The sequence below is a fragment of the Aromatoleum petrolei genome, assembly GCF_017894385.1.
Lineage (GTDB): Bacteria > Pseudomonadota > Gammaproteobacteria > Burkholderiales > Rhodocyclaceae > Aromatoleum > Aromatoleum petrolei.
Genome location: NZ_CP059560.1, coordinates 2,974,043 through 2,993,419, shown reverse-complemented (window position 1 = coordinate 2,993,419; position 19,377 = coordinate 2,974,043). Strand labels below are relative to the sequence as shown.

The window sequence follows — 19,377 nt, the reverse complement described above, 5'->3', positions numbered from 1 at the left end:
GTGTAGCCCGACGGTTCCGACGGAAGCGGTACGCGCCGAGAGAAATGTGATGAACACGACGACCTTCACCACGGCAGACGGTTTCTACGAAATGCCCGACGACGAATCCCGACCGCAGGAAAACCTCGGGCGACAACCGCGCTCGCTGTCGCTCAGAGCCAAAGGGATCATCGCCTTCATTCTCATGGTCGCATATTCGCTGCTGATCGGCGTCTCCACCGAAACGCAGCGCCAGAACCTCCTGACGGTCGTCGACGAACTGGAGAAGGCCCACCGCACGGAAGCCCAGCTCCTCGAAATCAACACCTCGATGGCGCGTACGCTGTTCTCCGTGAACATGTCGTTCTCCGATGACGATCTGGCATCCTCGGCGATACGGTCGATGATCGAGGTCGAGGCCAGCCTGTCATTGCTCGAAGCGATACAGGACCGCCACCCGTCGGTCCTGATGCTTGCGGGCAAGCTGCACGCACTGGTGCGCGATCTGGCGCAGTCGCCGACGCTCAGCACCCTGGGCGTGGCACGCGCGACCCTGAACGAATTGATCATCGAGCTGGACGGCGTAACGAAAAATGCCCATGCACACCGGTTGAAGCTCCTCGACCAATACCGAGAAAATTACGATCGCATTACGCTTAGCAGCTTGGCCATGCTCGTTATCGGGCTGATCCTGGTGGGCGCCGTGACGGCCATTTTTTTCAGCCGACTGACATGGGATATCCGCAAACTGGAGGCGCACGCACACGGGATCGTGAATGGGAATCGTGACGCCCCTCTGCCTGTCACGCGAAATGACGAGCTGGGCACGCTGATGCATGCGGTAAATCGCATGCAACAAGATCTGCGCGAACGCGAACGCCACATCGAGCGAGCACGGCTCGAACAGTTCCATCGCGAGAAGATGGTGGCCGTCGGCTCGCTCGCAGCGCAGTTGGCACACGAGATCAACAATCCGATTGCGGCGATCACCGGTGTGGCGAGCGCAATGAATCAGGTACAACAAGCCAGCCAGTGCCCCAATCACGGCGTGTCCTGCCACCCCGGACTGATCCTCGAGCAGGCGAAGCGCATCTCCGCCATCACGCGGCAGATTGCGGACTTCACTCGGCCCCAGCCGCAGCGTCCGGAATTGCTGAGCCTCAACGAGCTCGTGAGCAATACCTGTGCGTTCGTCAGCTACGACCGGCGCTTCCGACGCATTGCCATGACGACCGAGCTCGACGCCGAAATGCCGGCGATTCGCGCAATCGGCGATCACCTGACGCAGGTTCTCATGAACCTGCTTTTCAACGCCGCGGACGCCCTTGAGGAAATGCCCGCAGACCACCCTGCACAGATTCTCGTGCGCACGCAGGCACTCGACGATGGGGCCCTGGTTGAAATCGCGGACAATGGTGCTGGCATAGACGCCGACACGCTCGGAAAGGTCTTCGATGAATACTTCACGACCAAGCCTGCGGGCAAGGGAACTGGCCTCGGACTCGCACTCAGCAGGGAGTTGATCGAGGACGCAGGTGGCACTCTGACGCTCGAAGCGGAACCAGGCAAGGGGGCCACCGCGCGCATACGCTTGCCCCTGCGCCCGCCCGAAACGGCAACCTGACAACTGAGCTGGACAGCATTCACACCACAAGGGAATTCGATGCACATACTGGTCATCGACGACGAACGCGCCGTCCGGGAAATTCTCGCGGAAGCCTGCCGACAGGCGGGCTACTCCGTGGACGAAGCGCGTAACTGCACAGAAGCCGCATCAAAACTGGTCCGCGGAGACGTCGACCTGGCGCTTTGCGACATCAAGATGCCCGACGGAAACGGCGTCGATCTCATGCGGTCGATCAAGGAATCCGGCATCGAAACCAACTTCATCATGGTCACCGCATTCGCATCGATGGAGTCGGCCGTTGAGGCGCTTCGACTGGGCGCATCGGACTATGTGACCAAACCCTTCAACGTCGAAGAAATGCTGCACCGCGTGCAGCAGATCGCAGCCCTGCGCGGCTTGCGCGAGGAGAACCGCGTCCTGCGCAAAATCACCAGGGCGGACTCCGACAAGTTCCGCTTTACTTCGCCGTCGATGGCCGCGGTGGAGCGCCTCGCCGGCAAGGTGGCCCCCACGGACAGCACCGTGCTGATCACCGGCGAATCCGGTACCGGCAAGGGCGTGCTCGCACGCTTGATCCACGAACAGAGCCGACGAAGCGAGCACCTGTTTCTGCCGGTGAACTGCAGCGCGATCCCGGAAACATTGATGGAGGCCGAGTTTTTCGGCCATACAAAAGGCGCATTCACTGGCGCAGACAAGGCCCGCAAGGGGTTGTTCCTGCAGGCTGACCTCGGCACCCTGTTCCTCGACGAGGTCGGCGAACTGCCGATGCTGATGCAGACCAAGCTCCTGCATGCCATCGAAGAGAAGGAAATCCGCGCCGTCGGCAGCGAACAGTCGCGTCGCGTCGACTGCCGCATCATTGCGGCAACCAACCGCGATCTCAGCCAGATGGTGAAGGAAGGCACTTTCCGTGAGGATCTGTTCTTCCGACTCAGCATGTTCCACATCCATATACCGCCACTGCGCGAGCGCAAGGAAGACATCCGCGCTCTGATCCGCTTTGTCCTGGACCGAGCCCGTGACCAGCGCGACGCTGCCACCTGCATGACCGTCTCTGACGAGGTGGAGCGGCTGCTGGTCGGCTATCCGTGGCCAGGCAATGTGCGCCAGATGGAAAACGTCATTAATCGCGCGTGCATCCTTGCCGAGGACAATTGCATCACGCTGGATGACCTTCCCCCCGAGATCGCGCGGACTGTTTCACCCGGTTCGGTTCATGGCACACGCATTGCTACCCAGCGAAGCCTGCGCGATCAATTGCGCGAGTTCGAGGCGAGCGTGATCTACCGGACGCTGGACGAGACCGGAAGCGACAGACGTACCGCCGCCCAGAAACTAGGCATCGGTTTGTCTAGTCTTTATCGCAAACTCGAGGAATTCGAGGCATTTGGCATTCACCGGAGCGAGGCCGGCACCTCCAACCCGGCCCGTGCACCAAACTCCGAACAAGGAAACTAGGATGAAGCTTCCCGGAACCGAGAAAGCCGTTCCCGCTTTCAGCCATGCACTTTTGACATTAGCCTTGCTGGCAAGCTGCACGTTTGCGCGTGCCGATGCCGAAGCCGACTTCGTGCGCGGGCGCGAAGCATACCGCCTGAACGACGTCGCCGGCGCCATGGAACCGCTCAAGAAGGCTGCCGACGCAGGCCACGGCGCTGCACAGGCGCTGTACGGCGCCATCCTCGACAGCGCCGAATTGGACGACGAAGCCCTGCCGTACCTGCAGAAGTCCGCCGGACAAGGCGACATGGATGGGCAATACGGACTCGCAAAGATGTATTTCACGGGCGAAGCCCAAGCCCCCGATCCGGCCGATGCGGGACGTCTGATGCGCGCGGCCGCGAGCAAGGGGCACAGGCTCGCGATAGTCACCCTGGCCCTCGCGTACATTCGCGGGGACAGGCGCCTCGACGCCGACCATCCCGATTCGGCGGAAGCCCGCGAGATGCTCACCCAGGCTGCGGAAATCGGCGAAGTCGACGCCATGAAGGCCGTCGCACAAGGCTATCGCAGCGGGAAATTCGGTTTCCCTGCCGATGGCACGAAGGCCGATCAGTGGGATGCCCGGGTCGCTGCGATCCTCGGGACCGGCAAGAGGGGAGCGCGCAAATGAAATTCCTTCGCAGCGCAGCCCCGTCGATTTTCGCGGTGGCGATGCTGGCGCCGGGAGCGGTGCTCGCCGCCGACGTCATCGAAGGTCAGCGCATCTACAATCAGCACTGCATCGGATGCCACGGTCCCGGAGGGCACAGCGCCCTGCCCAATGCTCCCCATTTCTCACGCGGCGAGCGCCTGATGCAACCTGACATGTTGTTGCTCGCAACAATCAAGGCTGGAAAAATGACCATGCCATCATTCAACGGCATTCTAAGGGACCAGCAGATCCTCGACGTAATTGCTTACCTACGGACACTTCAACGATGACCCTGAACCTGCAGCACGCGCGACACGCCCTCGCGGCAGTCGGACTGTCCCTCACATGCATGACCGGATCAGCCTTCGCTCAGGCACCCGCGGCCGACTACCGGGTCCGCGAGACCTTTAATGTCGGAGACACGGTGTACGTTCGGGCACTGACCATCGAGAAGACTACTAACACCATTTGGGTGGGCACGTCGACCGGGGTGCATGAAATCGATCTCTCGACACGCAAGCCGCGCAACACATTCACGCGTGCCGACGGACTTGCCAACGAGTACGTGTTTGCCGTCGGGATCGATTCGCAGGGATACAAGTGGTTCGGGACGAACGCCGGCGGTGCATCACGGTATAAGGACGGCAAATGGAAGACCTACTTCCCCATGCACGGCCTTGCCGATTACTGGATCTACTCTTACGCCAACGACAAGGACGGTAACCTCTGGATCGGCACCTGGGCGGGCGTAAACCACTACAACGTCAAGACCGGTGAATTCAAGAAGTACGTCAAGGAACTCATCAACGAGTGGGTCTACGGCCTTGCGGTCGACGCCAAAGGGCGCGCGTGGTTTGCGACTGAGGGCGGGGTTTCGATGTTCGACGGCAAGAGTTGGAAGTCCTGGACTCACAAGGACGGCCTCGGCGCACCGAACGTCGAACAACTCCCCGCATCGAGCAACACGGGCCTCGGCACGCGGTCGCGCCATGACCTGACGACGATGGAACACGGTCAGCCGACCTACAATCCGAACTATTCGTTCGCCATGCACATCGACCCGCGGGGTGATGCATGGGTTGGCACCTGGGGCGGAGGGGTCGCACGCTTCGACGGCAAAGCCTGGAAGAACTACAACAGTAAGGACGGACTGGTCGGCAACATCGTCTATTCGATCGCGCAAGACAAGCAAGGCGTGTTCTGGTTCGGCACGGACAAGGGCGTATCACGCTTCGATGGCAAGAACTGGCGCTCGTACACGACCAAGGAAGGCCTGCTCGATGCGCACGTATACACCATTGCGGCGGCCGACAACGGAGATGTCTGGGTTGGCACTCGCCGCGGCGTCGCGGTCATCGGCAAGTAAGACAAACTCACGGACGGACGCGCCGGCGGACCCTTCACGCGGCCCCGCCTGCCGTGCGATTACCGGAACCTAAAATGGAGTTTTTCGCATGAGTTACAAAGTTGCAGCCGTCGCCGCCATCGTCGGCGCCGTCGCGATTGCCGGCGCCTATACGCTCGGTCAGCAGCAAGGCAAGACCCCCGCAGCGGTTGCGCACGCCCCGGCCGGCACTCTTCCCGCAAGCGGGGCGCAGGACGTCCGTGAAGGGAAGGTCGGCGTGGATCCGAACGAGAAATTCACGCATTTCCGCGTCGGCAACAAGAACGTCAAGAAGATATTCGCCGACAACGGCGTGATCTGGGTCGCGACCTCCGGCGGTGTCATCCGCTACGACACGCGCACGGACGAATACAAGCTGTTCGACAACCAGAGCGGCCTTCTGTCGAACGGCATGTTCTATGTCGGCCGGATACAGGGGAGGATCACCGTCGGCACGTACGGCGGCGGCATGTCGATACTGGACGAGAACACGGGCGCTTGGGAAACCTACAACATCCCCGAAGGGCTCGGCGACGCCTTCGTGTACGACGTCGTCGAAACGCGTTCGGGCGACATCTGGATCGCAACCTGGTCCGGCGTAAACCGCGTGCGCGGCGGCAAGCTCAAGGACCCCTCTGCCTGGGAACTCCACACCGTCGAAAGCACCAGCGGCGGTCTGCCCAACGACTGGGTCTACGGGCTCGCCGAAGGCAAGAATGGCGAAATGTGGCTCGCGACCGAAGGCGGCATGGCGCGTTTCATGGATGGCAAGTGGGAGAACTGGAACCACTCCCGCGGAGTCGGTGCCGATTACGATAAGGTCAAGCAGGACATCGCGTACAAGAGCGACCCCGCGAAGGAATCGCTCCACCATGCGCAGCAGAAGCGCGAAATGGGCCTCGAGGGTATCGACCAGGCATATAACCCGAACTACATCATCGCGCTCGTCGTCGATGAGGATGGCACGGTATGGTCCGGCACTTGGGGGGGCGGCCTGGCGCACTACGACGGTCAGAAATGGACCAATTACACGACCGTAGAAGGACTGCCGGGCAATCACGTTTTCATGCTGCACCGCGACCAGCAGAATCGTTTGTGGGTGGGCACCAACAATGGATTGGCGGTCAAGGAAGGGGATCAATTTCGCATCATGAAGTCTTCCGATGGCCTGTTCAACGACACGGTGTTCTCGATGACGACCACCAAGGAAGGCGATCTCTGGATCGGCAGCTACGGCGGCGTCGCCCATATCCGTCCGGCCAGCTGAGCCTGACGGCAGCACTCCGCTGCATCAGCGAGCCGCCCCCATTGCGTGGGGCGGTTTTTTTGCCGCGATACCGGCTCGCCCCCACGACCAGTTGCCCGCGCCATGCCACCCCACGACCGATAGCCCTTAATCGGTTTCAGGCGATAGAGAACGTAATGCAAGGGCTGCCAACGCTGCGGAGGAGGCAAGTTGGGACGTCCTGCAACGAGCGGGCGCACGCGCCATCTTTGCGGACCCGATCGTCGCAGCCGCCGCCCTCCGTGGAGTCACCCGCGCGGGCCACGGCGGACGCATTTTCCTCCTTGAGCGCGCCTCAAAACAAGAAGGGCGTGGTGCCAATGGCACCACGCCCTTCTGCTTGGCCGGTCGCGGCGCTCTTACTTCCGCACGCGGTCGATCACGATACTGACGCCTTGGGCGTCCGGCGCGACGAGCACGGTCTGGCTCTCGAGATCGCCTGCAGCAGCAGTCGCGCCTCCTCCCTTCGAGACGCGCGCACCGACGGCGATCTGTTCGGGCAAGGGCCCCTGCGACATACGCTGGGCGTTGGCGAAATCGAACTCGACGGGCAACTCGCCCGCACGCAGGCGCAATGCCGCAATCGGCATTCCGCCTTGCAGCGGACGCGCGAACAGGAACACGGTCGCGTCGCTGCCGGCTTGTTGCACAAGTTCGGGGGCCAGGCTCAGGCGACCACGCAGCGTCAACGGTGCCGATGCGGCAGCCCCTTCCTCGCGTGCCGCGGGCGCCCCGCCGATTCCCGCCATCTGCGCACCGGCAGGCGGGCTAAGCGCGGCCATCCCTCCCTTGGCGCGAGCCTCGTTGATGCTCGCCAGAATCGAGCCGTACGCACCGTCACCGGGCTGCAGGGAGGCGAGGATCTTCTCCCACTGCGCGGAGGCGGTCGCATAGTCGTGACGGACGAACGCAGAGGTGCCGGAGAGGGCCAGCGCCTTGACGTGATTCGGCGCGAGTTCCAGCGCGCGCGCGATCAGTCGGTCGGGGTCTCCCTCGAACTTGCGGCCGGACGCACCCGCCAATAGATCCGCCCAATCGGCGAGGATGTCAGGATGATCCGGGATCTTCGTGCCGATCTTGGCCCAGGTCGCCAACGCGCCCTGGAAATTCTGCATCACGGCGAACGACCGTCCGAGCATCATCCAGCCCTGCACGTCGTCCGGCTGACGCTCGAGGCGATCGGCAAGCTGGACTACCATGGCCTGCATCTGCTCCGGCGTGATCTGATGACCGGCCTCGGGCGCAGGCCTGGCGCTGGCGGGATCCAATCCTTCGGGCGTGCCGAGGACCAGGTACACCGCCACAGCGAGAACGGGCACTGCAAATACCACGCCAAGCGCCCAGGCACGCGCGGGGGCGGCGTCGACGCCGGCCTCGGTGGTGCCGGCCTCCGTCAGCGCGCGTTGCTCGAGTTCCTCGCGGGAACGCTGGTACTCGGCATCCGCGATGCGGCCCGCGGCGTGGTCGGCCTCGAGTTCGGCCAGTTGCTCACGCAGCACGATCAGTACGGTGCGGACCTGTTCCTGACGTGCAGCATGTTCGCGCGCCTTTGCGCCCGCACCCAGCATGGGCGGGATCACAAGCAGCAGGGCGCCGGCCACCAGCAAGGTGGCCAGGATCAGGAAAACGGTCACGAGCGGGACTCCTGGGAAGGTTTGGCGGTGCCATCAAGCAGCGCGGCGGCGCGGGCGTGCTCTTCCGCGCTCAGGGGTGGCGGCGCCTCGCGCACACGCCTGCGCAGGCGCCAGCCGAGCCATCCGGCCCCGGCGACGAGCAATAGCGCCGGCCCGAGCCAGAGCAGCAGCGTCGTCGCGTTGAACGGCGGCAGGTAGAGCACGAAATCGCCGTAGCGGGCGACGAGATAGTCGACGACCGCCGCTTCGTCCTTGCCGGCGAGGAACTGCTCACGCACCTGGTTGCGCAGATCGACGGCCAGCGGAGCATTGGACTCCGCGATCGACTGGTTCTGGCAGACGAGGCAGCGCAGGTCGTGCGACAGGCGCATCACTCGCTCCTCGAGGGCAGGATCGTCGGCGACCGGCGCGGCTTCACCGGCATGGGCCGCCAAGGGCAGCGACAGGGCCGCAACAAGCGCCAAGCGGCGCATCAGCTCAGCTCGCACGCTGCAGCTCCGCAATCTTGGGCACCAGCACGTCGCGCAGCGACTCCGGGGTGATCGGACCGATGTGCTTGTAACGGATCACACCCTGCTGGTCGATCAGGAAGGTTTCCGGAACGCCGTAGACCCCGTAGTCGATGCCGATGCGTCCATCCAGGTCGACCGCGGACACCGTGTAGGGATCGCCACCATGCTCGACAAGCCACTGGCGGGCACGCTGGCGCGCGCTGGCCAATTCGGTCGCCGGATCCAGCCCCTTCACATCGAGTGCGCCGTCACCGCGCAACTCCTTGTAGTTCAGGCCAATGATGGGCACCGGGCTGTTGCGGGCGAAATCCACCAGGACCGGATGTTCGTAGCGGCATGAGATGCACCACGAGGCCCAGACGTTGAGGAGCCACACACGCCCCTTCAGATCCTCCGGAGCGATGGTCTTGTCCTCGGCCTGCAACTGCGGCACGCGGAACGCCGGCGCCGGTTTGCCGATCAGGGGTGAAGGCACCTCGCGCGGATTGAGTTTCAAGCCATAACCAAGAAAACCGGCCAACAGCAGGAAAATAAAGAGGGGGACTAGGAACTTCGCTTTCATGGAACCTCTCAGGCAACCTGGCGCGCCGCCCCGGCAGGGGCTTCGCGCTCGGCCAGACGGCGATAGCGGCGGTCGGCAGCGGCGAAGATGCCTCCGAGCGCCATCAGGGTGCAGCCGAACCAGATCCAGCTGATGAACGGACGGTAAAACAGGCCGACGACCCAGGCGCCATCCTCGAGCTGGTCGCCGAGGTTCACGTACACGTCGCGGAGCGGTCCGATATCGATCGAAGCCTCGGTCATCGGCATACCCTGCGCTTCGTAGAAGCGCTTCTCGGGCGTGAGCGTCGCGAACGTGACGCCGCCGCGGCTGACCTCGATCGTCGCGCGGGCCGCCGCGTAGTTCGGGCCGGGCGCATTGGACACGCCACGGAAGGTGAAGGTGTAGCCGGCCAGCTGCGCCGTATCGCCGGCCAGCATCTTGACCTGGATCTGGCTGTTAAGGCTGCCGACCATGGCAACGCCGATGATGAAGACACCGATCCCCAGGTGCGCGAGCCACATTCCCCACCATGCGGCGGGGATGCCGCGCAGGCGCGCCCCCGTGCCTGCCCCCGCACGATCGGAGAGGCGCTGCCAGAGGATCTGAACGCTGCCGATCAGGACCCAGGCCGCGAGTGACAGTCCGAGGATGGTGCGCCACGTGACATGTCCGATCGCGTAGGCCGCGCCAATGCCAAGCACGATGCTCGCTACCAGGCCCGGTCCGATTTTACGCAGGATGCGGTTGCCGTCGTCGCCCTTCCAGCGCACGAACGGACCAATCATCATCAGGACGATCACCGGGGTCATCAGTGGCACGAACACGGTCTCGAAGTAGGGCGGCCCGACTGAGATCTTGCCGAGATTCAGCGCATCGATGAACAGGGGATAGAGGGTGCCGAGCAGCACGGAGCCGCTGGCAACGGACAGCAGGACGTTGTTGCCGAGCAGCGCGGCCTCGCGCGACACGAGCCCGAAGCTGCCGCCTCCGGCCAGGGTGGGGGCACGCCAAGCGAACAGCGCGAGCGAAACGCCGATCACCAAGACCAGCAGCGCCAGCACGAAGAGACCACGTGCGGGATCGGTGGCGAAGGCATGCACGGAGGTCAGCACGCCGGAACGGACCAGGAAGGTGCCCATCAGCGACAGCGAGAATGCCCCGATGGCGAGGAGCACCGTCCAACTGCGAAAGGCGCCGCGCTTTTCCGTAACGGCCAGAGAGTGCATCAGCGCGGTGCCCAACAGCCACGGCATGAAGGAGGCGTTCTCAACCGGATCCCAGAACCACCAGCCCCCCCAACCCAGTTCGTAGTAGGCCCAGCCCGAGCCTATCGTGATGCCCGCCGTGAGGAAGACCCACGCGACCGTAGTCCACGGACGCGACCAGCGCGCCCACGCGGCGTCCATTCGGCCGGACAGCAACGCGGCGATTGCGAACGCGAAGGCGACCGAGAAACCGACGTAGCCCATGTAGAGCAGCGGCGGATGGATGATCATGCCCGGATCCTGCAACAGCGGATTGAGGTCGCGGCCGTCGGGCGCGGCGGGCAGGAGGCGGTCGAACGGGTTGGACGTGACCAACAGGAACAGCAGGAAGCCGCTGCTGACCAGCCCGAGTACACCGAGCACGCGCGCCATGAAAATTTCGGGCAGGTTGCGGCTGAACACGGTCACGGCGACGGTCCACAGCGCGAGGGACATCGCCCACAGCAGCAGCGAGCCTTCGTGGTTGCCCCACACGCCGGTGATCTTGTAGATCAGCGGCGTCGCCGAATGCGAGTTGCTGGCGGCGAGTTGCAGCGAGAAGTCGCTGTTGATGAAGGACCAGGTGAGACAGCCGAAGGAGAACGCGATGAAGAGGAACTGGCCTTGTGCTGCCGTACGTCCGACGGACATCAGCGCGAGGCGGTTGCGGCTCGCGCCGACGAGAGGAACGACGCCCTGCACGAGGGCAAGGATCAGCGCGAGGATGAGGGAAAAGTGCCCTAGTTCGGGAATCATTGCTTCACCGTCTTGGCGGTCTTCTGCGCCTGATCGACCGCGTGCTGGGCTTCCGGCGGCATGTAGTTCTCGTCATGCTTGGCGAGCACTTCGGACGCGGCGAACTGGCCGTCCGCTCCCATCTTGCCCTGCACCACGGCGCCCTTGCCCTCGCTGAAGAGATCGGGCAGCGAGCCCTTGTAGGTCACGGGGATGACCTTCGCGGTATCGGTGATCGCGAACTGCACCGTGAGGCCATCGGCCGCGCGCTTGATGGAGCCGGGTTCGACGAGTCCGCCGATGCGGAAGGTGCGGCCGGTCGGCGCCTTGCCTTCGGCGACCTCGGTGGGGGTGTGGAAGAACACGAGGTTCTCCTGGAAGGCGGTGAGCACGAGGGCCACCGCCCCAATCAGCAGTGCGACGGCGCCGCCGAGCAGCATGAGCCGTTTGCTACGGGGTTTCATTCAACGATCTCCTCAAAAGCACGGCGCCCGCCCGCGCCGGCCGCATTGGCTCGACGCAGGCGCAACAGGCGCCGTACGGTATCCCTACGACGACGCACGACGAGGAACAGTTCCCCGACCACGAGCAACAGCGTCACGCCGTAACTGCCCCACACGAACGAGGCGAATCCGCCCATGTCCCAGAAGGCGCTCCAGGATTCCCACTGCATCAGATCTTGCCCTCCAGCGCATTCAGTTCCGCCGCAACCCAGTCGGTATGGCGCTCGCGTTCGAGGATCAGCGAGCGCACGCGCCACAGCGTCACAGCGATGGTGTAGGCCCATGCCGCGAGCGCCATGACCAGCATTCCGGTCAGCATGGTCGTTGCCATCGAAGGCGCTTTGTTGAGACTGACGGAGGCGCCCTGATGCAGCGTATTCCACCACTTCACGGAGAAATAGATGATGGGCACGTTGACCGCGCCGACGAGTGCGATGATCGCCCCGGCCTTATCGGCGCGACGCGGGTCTTCGATCGCCCGTGTGAGGGCCATGAATCCCAAATACAGGAAAAGAAGCAGCAATTGGGAAGTCAGGCGCGCGTCCCACACCCAGTAGGCGCCCCAGGTCGGCTTGCCCCACAGCGCACCGGTCCACAGCGCGACGAAGCAGAACATGGCGCCGGTGGGCGCAAGCGCCTGCGACATGATGAAGGACAGGCGCGTGTTCATGACCAAGCCGACGAAGGACCAGAAGGCCATGACGAGATAGACGAACATCGACATCCAGGCCGCTGCGACGTGGATGTAGATGACGCGGTAGACGTCGCCCTGCACGGCATCGGTCGGCGCGACGAAGAAACCCAGCCACAGGCCAGCCGCCGCGAGAACGGCGGAGATGCCTGCGAACCAGGGGGCGAGCTTGCCGGCCAGCGGGTAGAACATCTGGGGAGCAGCAAAGCGGAAAATACTCTTGCTGCGTTCAGGCTTTTGCATGTCTTTCATCATTCAACCGCGATTCGGAGGGCTGCCGCACAGGCCAGCGGTGCGAGGGCCAGGGTAGCCAGCAGGCCGCCACCTAGAAGCAAAAGATGTGCCTGCGCCCCAACGCCGGAGAGGTAGGCATCGACTGCCCCCGCACCGAAGATCAGCACCGGCACGAAGAGCGGCAATACCAGCAGCGCGAGCAACATGCCGCCACCGCGCAGCCCGAGGGTGAGCGCGGCACCGACCGCGCCGAGCAGCGCGAGGATCGGGGTCCCGAGCGCGAGGGACAGGATCAGCACCCCCAGCGCCCCCTGCTCCACGTCGAAGAGCAGAGCGAGGCCGGGCGCAACGACAACCAGCGGCAGACCGGTAGCGATCCAGTGGGCGCTGATCTTCGCGACGACCCAGAGGACGGTCGGCTCGGGCGTGAGCAGGAGCTGTTCGAGCGTGCCGTCGGCGTGATCCTGGGCAAACAGGCGGTGCAGAGACAGCAGGGTGGACAGCAGGGCCGCCACCCATAGCACACCCGGCGCGATGGCGCGCAGCTGGTTGGGCTCGGCCCCGACCCCGAAGGGGAAGAGACACACGACGACGACGAAGAACGCAAGCGTGACGAGGACGTCGGCGCGGCCGCGCCACGCAAGCAGGAGATCGCGGCCGAGGACCGCGGTAAAAGGACCCAGGGCGCGACTCAACAGGCTACCTCGGCAAGATCGAGCACCGTCGGGGCCTTGGCGAAGGGGGCGTCCTGGTGGGTCGTGAGCACCACCATGCCGCCGGCGGCGCAATGTTCGGAAAGGGTGTCAGTGAGGTCGGCCACCGCCGCAACGTCGAGCGCAGTGAAAGGTTCGTCGAGGATCCACAGTTTGCGGTCGGCTTCGAGAAACAGGCGTGCGAGGCCGACCCGCCGGCGCTGCCCCTGCGACAGGACGCGGGCGGGCAGATCGAGCTGCTGGGCGAGGCCGATGCGCACCAACGCGTCGATGCATGCGTCTTCGTCGACCTTGTCGCCCCCGGAGGAGCAGGCGAAGCGCAGGTTTTCGAGCGGCGAGAGAAGGTCGTTGAGCGCGGGAGCGTGGCCGAGGTACAGCAGGGAACGATGGTAGCTTTCGCGATCGCGATTGATGGGGACGTCGTTCCAGCGAATTTCGCCGCTTTCTGGCATCGCGAGACCGCACAGGATGCGCAGCAGGCTGGTCTTGCCGTATCCGTTGGGGCCGGCGACGCGCAGCAGATCCCCCGGAGCGACCCGCAGGGAAAGGCCACGGAACAGCGGGCGGTCACCCTTAACGCAGGCGAGATCGTTGGCATAAAGCATGGGCGTGGATTTAACCACAGACAGGACCGATGCGGGAGCCCCAAAAATGGGAAAAACCGCGATATCACCAGTGGATAGGTGAAATCGCGGCGGGACCAGCACGCGCCGGGAGTATTACTGCTGAGCGGGCGCTGCGGGCGGATGGAAGACCTCCGGGGCGACGCTCTCACGCGCGGCGCCGATGTCCTGCGCGATCGGCGGCAGGGAGTGGGCGACTCCCTTGTGGCAGTCGATGCAAGTCTTGCCTTCGGCCAAGCCGGCCTGGTGCGCCTTGTTCGAGCGGCGGCCCTGCACGGAGTAGTCGAAGTACTCGTAGTTGTGGCAGTTGCGGCACTCCTGCGAGTTGTTCTTCTTCATGCGGCGCCATTCGTTCTGGGCGAGCTGGACGCGTTTGGCGTTGAACTTCTCCGGGGTGTCAATCGAACCGAGGAGGTGGTGGAAGACCTCGTTGGACGCCTGGATCTTGCGGATGATCTTGGGGATCCACTCCTTGGGCACGTGGCAGTCCGGGCAGGTCGCACGCACACCGGTGCGGTTCTGGTAGTGGATGGTATTGCGGTACTCCTTGAACACGTTTTCCTTCATCTCGTGGCAGCCGATGCAGAAGGCTTCGCGGTTGGTGAGCTCAAGCACCGTGTTGAAGCCGCCCCAGAAGATGATGCCGGCGACGAAGGCAATGCCGACGACGCCGAAGGCTAGGCGACGCAGGCGCTGCCACAGGCTGCCCTTCGCGTTGTTGTTGTCCTGGGTCATGTTGGTTCCCTGTCCGTTAGGCGTCGAGGATCAGCGCAGGCCCTCGGCGCGTTTGAAGTTGTTGTCGACCAAAGGCTTGGCGTCGGTCTGGGGGATGTGGCACTGCAGGCAGAAGTAGCGGCGCGGCGAGATGTTGGAGAGTTCGCCGCCGTCGCGGTCCTTGAAGTGGGTAAGGCTGACCTTGGTCGCGTTGAACTCCTGGTAGCGGCTCCACGCGTGGCAGTCCATGCACTTGTTGAAATTCTTGGTGACCTCGTAGCCCTCAACCTTGTGCGGAATCAAGGGCGGCTGCTGCACGTAGTCGCGCGCGATGGCCGGTCCGTCGGGCCGGATGTGCGCCGCCGGGGTGACCGGCTCGGCGGCGTCGACGGGTGCGCCGCGCAGACTCTGCACCTGCTGGGCGAAGGCGGCCTGTCCGCCGAGGAAACCGAAACTCACGGCGGCAACGAGCGCCAGCGTCAGGTTACGGGTCTGTTTTTTCATGACTCGCTCCTATCAAATCGGGTCGTGATTCGAAAAACGTTCTTGCCGCACACATCGATGCAACGGCCACAGTTGGTGCAGTTGCGGTCGAGGATGACGGGATGATCCTGGCCGGCCGCCTTGAGGGCGGGGCGGATGACCTGGGGTTCGGGACAGACGGCAAAGCAGTCCATGCAGTCGTCGCAGGCGCTGCGGTGTGCGGCGCTTACGCGGACCAGCGCGGTGCTGCCGAGCAGGCTGTAGAAGGCGCCCATCGGGCAGAGGTGGCCGCACCAGCCGCGCGTGGCGATCAGGAGGTCGTAGAGGAAGACCCCGCCGACGATGCCCCACGCGAGGCCGAAGCCGAAGATGAGGCCGCGATGCAGCATCGACACCGGATTGACCCATTCCCACGCGAGGCTGCCGGTGGCGAAGGCGGCGAGCAGCATGAAGCCGAGCAGCCAGTAGCGCGTGTCGCCGGAGGGGATTTTGCCGCCCTTGAGGCCGAGGCGCCGGCGCAGCCAGGCGGCGGCGTCGGTGACGAGGTTCATCGGGCACACCCACGAGCAGAACACGCGGCCGCCGACGGCGAGGTAGAAGGCGACGACGATGCCGGCGCCGATCAGGGCCTCCTTGTAGGGGAGCGTTCCGGCCGCGAGCGACTGTGCGAGCAGGAAGGGATCGGTGAGCGGCAGCAAGTCGAGCGTGAGGCTCGACGAAAGGTTGCCCTTGACGATCCACACCCCGAACCACGGACCGGCGAGGAACAGCGCGAGGATGCCGAGCTGGGACAGGCGGCGCAAGATGAGCCAGTTGTGCGCGCCCAGCCAGCCCTTGCCGGCGATGGCTTCGGCGCCGATGCGCGGGCGTGCGGTCTTGGTCGTGGCAGCGCTCATGGCTTCCACCCCGAGTCGAGGCCGCTGCCCGGACGGGCGGGCGTGGCCGGCACCGGCCCCTGGCCGGGCAGCACGCGCGTGTCGCCATAGGCCTTGTCTTCGAGGCCACGCGCGGGCAGTTCGATCTGCTCGCCGATCAGGGACTGGCCGGCGGCTTCTTTTTCTTCCCAGCCCTTGCGGTAGTGCTCGGCCTTCGACCCTTGGGCGAGCTTGACCGGCAGCACCTTGATCGCCGCTTCGCCGGGCAGCACGCAGGACTTCTCGCATTTGCCGCAACCCGTGCAGTAGTCCGAGTGCACGGTGGGCAGCAGCATCGCGTGGCGGTCGGAGCGCGGGTTGTGCTGGCGTTCCAGGGTGATCGCCTTGTCGATGACCGGGCACACGCGGTAGCAGACGTCGCAGCGCAGGCCGAGGAAGTTGAGGCAGGTCTCGTGGTCGATCAGCACCGCGAGGCCCATGCGCGCCTTGCCGATGTCGGTGAGGCTGCGGTCGAGCGCGCCGGTCGGGCACGCTGCGACGCAGGGGATGTCCTCGCACATCTCGCACGGGATCTGGCGTGCATTGAAGTAGGGGGTGCCGGTGGGGACGGCTTCGCCCAGCGCTGCGAGCTTCAGCGTGTCGTAGGGACAGTCGCGCACGCACAGGCCGCAGCGCACGCAGGCGGCGAGGAAGTCGTCTTCGGCGAGTGCGCCGGGCGGGCGCAGGGCGACCGCGGGCAGGGCGCTGGCCTGCTTCGCGTACAGGCCGACGCCGAGCGACAGCAGGCAGGCGCCTCCCGCCACCCCCGCCACTTCCCGGAGGAAGCGGCGGCGGGGCGAGGCGCCTGCCTGGCCGACCGGCTTGTCCTGCATGTCACCCATGATCCGCGCTCCGCTGCCCTATTCCGTCAAACCTTGAGCACCTTGACGGCGCACTTCTTGAAGTCCGTTTCCTTGGAGATCGGACAGGTGGCATCCAAGGTGAGCTTGTTCACCAGGCGCCCTTCGTCGAAGAACGGGATGAAGATGAGGCCGACGGGCGGCTTGTTGCGGCCGCGGGTCTCCAGGCGCGCGGTGATCTCGCCGCGACGCGAAGCGACCTTGACCATCATGCCGCGCTGCAGTCCGCGTTTCGTCGCGTCGTCCGGGTGCATGAAGATCTGCGCCTCGGGCACCGAGCGGTGCAGCTCGGGCACGCGACGCGTCATCGTGCCGGTGTGCCAATGCTCGAGGACGCGGCCGGTACACAGCCACATGTCGTATTCCTTGTCCGGCATCTCCGGCGGATCCTGGTAGGGCAGCGCGAAAATGATCGCCTTGCCGTCCTTGTGGCCGTAGAACTTCACGCCCTCGCCGGTCTTGACGTAGGGGTCGTAGCCTTCGCGGAAGCGCCACAGGGTTTCCTTGCCCTCGACGACCGGCCAGCGCAGGCCGCGCGCCTTGTGGTACATCGCGAAGTCGGCAAGGTCGTGGCCGTGACCGCGACCAAACTGGGCGTATTCCTCGAACAGACCCTTCTGCAGGTAGAAGCCGAGTTCCTTGGACTCGTCGTTCATGTAGCCGGGGATCGCGTGCGCGTTGGCCTTCTCGACGTCGGCGAGGGGGAACTTGTTGACCGAGCCGTTCTTGTACAGCACGTCGAACAGCGTCTTGCCCTTGTACTCGGGCTTCTTCGCGATCAGTTCGGCGGGCCACACGTCCTCGACCTTGAAACGCTTGGAGAACTCGATCAGTTGCCACAGGTCGGACTTCGCCTGGCCCGGTGCGGACACCTGCTGGCGCCAGAACTGCGTGCGGCGCTCGGCGTTGCCGAAGGCGCCCTCCTTCTCTGCCCACATCGCGGCGGGCAGGATCAGGTCGGCGGAAAGCGCGGACACCGTCGGGTAGCAGTCGGAGACGACGACGAAGGCTTCCGGATTGCGCCAGCCGGGATAGACCTCGCCGTTGACGTTGGGACCGGCCTGCATGTTGTTGGTGGTGCTGGTCCAGTAGCACTTGATCTTGCCGTCCTTGAGCGCCCGGCTCTGGGCGACGGCGTGGTAGCCGATCTTCTCGGGAATCGTTCCCTCCGGCAGCTGCCAGATCTTCTCGGTGATCGCCCGGTGCATCGGGTTGGTGACGACCATGTCGGCCGGCAGGCGATGCGAGAAGGTGCCGACCTCGCGCGCGGTTCCACAGGCCGAGGGCTGGCCGGTGAGCGAGAACGGGCTGTTGCCGGGCTCGGAGATCTTGCCCACCAGCAGGTGCACGTTGTAGATCATGTTGTTCACCCACGTGCCGCGGGTGTGCTGGTTGAAGCCCATGGTCCAGAAGGACACGACCTTCTTTTTTGGGTCGGCGTAGAGCTTGGCCATGCGCTCGAGGCGGTCGACGGGCACGCCGGAGAGCTTCGACACCTTCTCGGCCGTGTACTCGGACACGAACTTGGCGAATTCCTCGAAGCTGATGTCGGTCGCGGCGCCGGTGTTGCCCTTGGGCTTGCCGTCCGCGCCGGGATAGCCGTTGTTGGTGGCATTGGCTTCGAGCGCGTGGTTCGGGCGCAGGCCAAATCCGATGTCGGTCTCGCCCTTCTTGAAGTTGACCCGCGTCTTGACGAACTCGGTGTTGACTTTCTTGTTCTGGATGATGTAGTTGCAGATGTAGTTGAGGATCGCCAGATCGGTGTTCGGCACGAAAATCATGCCGTTGTCGGCGAGTTCGAAGGAGCGGTGCTCGAAGGTCGACAGCACGTGCACCTCGCTGCCTTCCTTGGACAGGCGGCGGTCGGTGATGCGCGACCACAGGATGGGGTGCATCTCGGCCATGTTCGAGCCCCACAGCACGAAGCCGTCGGCGTTCTCGATGTCGTCGTAGCAGCCCATCGGCTCGTCGATGCCGAAGGTACGCATGAAACCCGCGACCGCGCTGGCCATGCAGTGGCGCGCGTTGGGGTCGAGGTTGTTGCTGCGCAGGCCGGCCTTGTGCAGCTTGGCCGCGGCATAGCCTTCCCAGATGGTCCACTGGCCGGAGCCGAACATCGCGACGGAATCGGCGCCGTGCTGCTTGATCGCGGCCTTCCATTTCTCGGCCATGATGTCGAAAGCCTGGTCCCAGCTGACCGGTGCGAATTCGCCGTTCTTGTCGTACTTGCCGTTCTTCATGCGCAGCAAGGGCTTGGTCAGCCGGTCGTTGCCGTACATGATCTTCGACAGGAAGTAGCCCTTGATGCAGTTGAGGCCGCGGTTCACAGGCGAGTCGGGGTCGCCCTGGGTGGCGACGACGCGGCCGTTCTGCACGCCGACCAGCACCGAGCAGCCGGTGCCGCAGAAGCGGCAGGCGGCCTTGTCCCAGCGCACCTTCGTGGAGGCGTTGCCGGCGGGCTGGGCCTGCGCCTGGGCCACCACCGGGATGCCGATGCCGGCGGTCGCCGCGGCGGCCGCGATGGCATTGGTCTTGATGAATTCGCGTCTATCCATGGTCAT

The 19,377-nt window shown here is 64.5% G+C and carries 20 protein-coding genes; 6 read left to right on the top strand and 14 right to left on the bottom strand.

Annotation, left to right across the window (positions count from 1 at the left end; genetic code table 11):
* Positions 1-49: 49 nt before the first annotated feature.
* The 6 genes from ToN1_RS13675 (at position 50) to ToN1_RS13650 (ending at position 6,394) form a co-directional block, all read left to right on the top strand.
* Complete coding sequence (locus ToN1_RS13675) at positions 50-1,603, top strand: sensor histidine kinase (protein ID WP_169205906.1); 1,554 nt, start codon at positions 50-52, stop codon at positions 1,601-1,603.
* Between the two features lie 39 nt (positions 1,604-1,642).
* Positions 1,643-3,067 (top strand): sigma-54-dependent transcriptional regulator, encoded by a 1,425-nt coding sequence (locus ToN1_RS13670; protein ID WP_169205907.1) that lies wholly within the window; start codon positions 1,643-1,645, stop codon positions 3,065-3,067.
* A complete protein-coding gene (locus ToN1_RS13665; protein ID WP_244860769.1) occupies positions 2,997-3,722 on the top strand; it encodes a tetratricopeptide repeat protein in 726 nt (241 codons plus the stop codon). Before ToN1_RS13670 ends, ToN1_RS13665 begins: the two co-directional genes overlap by 71 nt.
* Positions 3,719-4,033 carry a c-type cytochrome gene (locus ToN1_RS13660; protein ID WP_169205908.1) on the top strand — a complete coding sequence of 105 codons (315 nt, stop codon included), beginning with the start codon at positions 3,719-3,721 and terminating at the stop codon, positions 4,031-4,033. Before ToN1_RS13665 ends, ToN1_RS13660 begins: the two co-directional genes overlap by 4 nt.
* Positions 4,030-5,109 carry a ligand-binding sensor domain-containing protein gene (locus ToN1_RS13655; RefSeq protein WP_169205909.1) on the top strand — a complete coding sequence of 360 codons (1,080 nt, stop codon included), beginning with the start codon at positions 4,030-4,032 and terminating at the stop codon, positions 5,107-5,109. The genes ToN1_RS13660 and ToN1_RS13655 overlap by 4 nt, the downstream gene beginning before the upstream one ends.
* Before the next feature lie 88 nt (positions 5,110-5,197).
* Positions 5,198-6,394, top strand: coding sequence for a ligand-binding sensor domain-containing protein (locus ToN1_RS13650; protein ID WP_169205910.1), 1,197 nt, complete (start codon positions 5,198-5,200; stop codon positions 6,392-6,394).
* A 377-nt stretch (positions 6,395-6,771) separates the two neighbouring features.
* Here the strand turns inward: ToN1_RS13650 and ccmI are convergent, their stop codons facing one another.
* The 14 genes from ccmI to napA all read right to left on the bottom strand — a co-directional run bounded on the left by ccmI (position 6,772) and on the right by napA (position 19,377).
* Entirely contained in the window at positions 6,772-8,046 is a 1,275-nt protein-coding gene (gene ccmI, locus ToN1_RS13645; protein ID WP_169205911.1) for a c-type cytochrome biogenesis protein CcmI, read from the bottom strand.
* The gene (locus tag ToN1_RS13640) at positions 8,043-8,519 is read right to left on the bottom strand and encodes a cytochrome c-type biogenesis protein (protein WP_169205965.1); all 477 of its coding nucleotides are present in this window, start codon (positions 8,517-8,519) and stop codon (positions 8,043-8,045) included. Before ToN1_RS13640 ends, ccmI begins: the two co-directional genes overlap by 4 nt.
* A 4-nt stretch (positions 8,520-8,523) precedes the next feature.
* Complete coding sequence (locus tag ToN1_RS13635; protein ID WP_169205912.1) at positions 8,524-9,120, bottom strand: DsbE family thiol:disulfide interchange protein; 597 nt, start codon at positions 9,118-9,120, stop codon at positions 8,524-8,526.
* An 8-nt stretch (positions 9,121-9,128) separates the two neighbouring features.
* On the bottom strand, positions 9,129-11,102 hold the full coding sequence (locus tag ToN1_RS13630; RefSeq protein WP_169205913.1) for a heme lyase CcmF/NrfE family subunit: 1,974 nt from the start codon (positions 11,100-11,102) through the stop codon (positions 9,129-9,131).
* The gene (gene ccmE / locus ToN1_RS13625) at positions 11,099-11,545 is read right to left on the bottom strand and encodes a cytochrome c maturation protein CcmE (protein ID WP_018989446.1); all 447 of its coding nucleotides are present in this window, start codon (positions 11,543-11,545) and stop codon (positions 11,099-11,101) included. Before ccmE ends, ToN1_RS13630 begins: the two co-directional genes overlap by 4 nt.
* Complete coding sequence (gene ccmD, locus ToN1_RS13620; protein ID WP_169205914.1) at positions 11,542-11,754, bottom strand: heme exporter protein CcmD; 213 nt, start codon at positions 11,752-11,754, stop codon at positions 11,542-11,544. Before ccmD ends, ccmE begins: the two co-directional genes overlap by 4 nt.
* On the bottom strand, positions 11,754-12,518 hold the full coding sequence (gene ccmC / locus ToN1_RS13615; protein WP_169205915.1) for a heme ABC transporter permease CcmC: 765 nt from the start codon (positions 12,516-12,518) through the stop codon (positions 11,754-11,756). Before ccmC ends, ccmD begins: the two co-directional genes overlap by 1 nt.
* 8 nt (positions 12,519-12,526) lie before the next feature.
* Positions 12,527-13,204 carry a heme exporter protein CcmB gene (ccmB, locus tag ToN1_RS13610; protein WP_169205916.1) on the bottom strand — a complete coding sequence of 226 codons (678 nt, stop codon included), beginning with the start codon at positions 13,202-13,204 and terminating at the stop codon, positions 12,527-12,529.
* Complete coding sequence (gene ccmA, locus ToN1_RS13605; protein ID WP_169205917.1) at positions 13,201-13,827, bottom strand: cytochrome c biogenesis heme-transporting ATPase CcmA; 627 nt, start codon at positions 13,825-13,827, stop codon at positions 13,201-13,203. The genes ccmB and ccmA overlap by 4 nt, the downstream gene beginning before the upstream one ends.
* Positions 13,828-13,941: 114 nt before the next feature.
* Positions 13,942-14,580 (bottom strand): NapC/NirT family cytochrome c, encoded by a 639-nt coding sequence (locus ToN1_RS13600; RefSeq protein WP_169205918.1) that lies wholly within the window; start codon positions 14,578-14,580, stop codon positions 13,942-13,944.
* Positions 14,581-14,610: 30 nt separating this feature from the next.
* Positions 14,611-15,063 carry a nitrate reductase cytochrome c-type subunit gene (locus ToN1_RS13595; protein WP_169205919.1) on the bottom strand — a complete coding sequence of 151 codons (453 nt, stop codon included), beginning with the start codon at positions 15,061-15,063 and terminating at the stop codon, positions 14,611-14,613.
* Positions 15,060-15,938 (bottom strand): quinol dehydrogenase ferredoxin subunit NapH, encoded by an 879-nt coding sequence (gene napH / locus ToN1_RS13590; RefSeq protein ID WP_169205920.1) that lies wholly within the window; start codon positions 15,936-15,938, stop codon positions 15,060-15,062. Before napH ends, ToN1_RS13595 begins: the two co-directional genes overlap by 4 nt.
* Positions 15,935-16,798: a ferredoxin-type protein NapG gene (gene napG / locus ToN1_RS13585; protein WP_425305819.1), complete on the bottom strand. Its 864-nt coding sequence runs from the start codon at positions 16,796-16,798 to the stop codon at positions 15,935-15,937. Before napG ends, napH begins: the two co-directional genes overlap by 4 nt.
* Positions 16,799-16,824: 26 nt before the next feature.
* A complete protein-coding gene (napA, locus tag ToN1_RS13580) occupies positions 16,825-19,377 on the bottom strand; it encodes a nitrate reductase catalytic subunit NapA (protein WP_169205921.1) in 2,553 nt (850 codons plus the stop codon).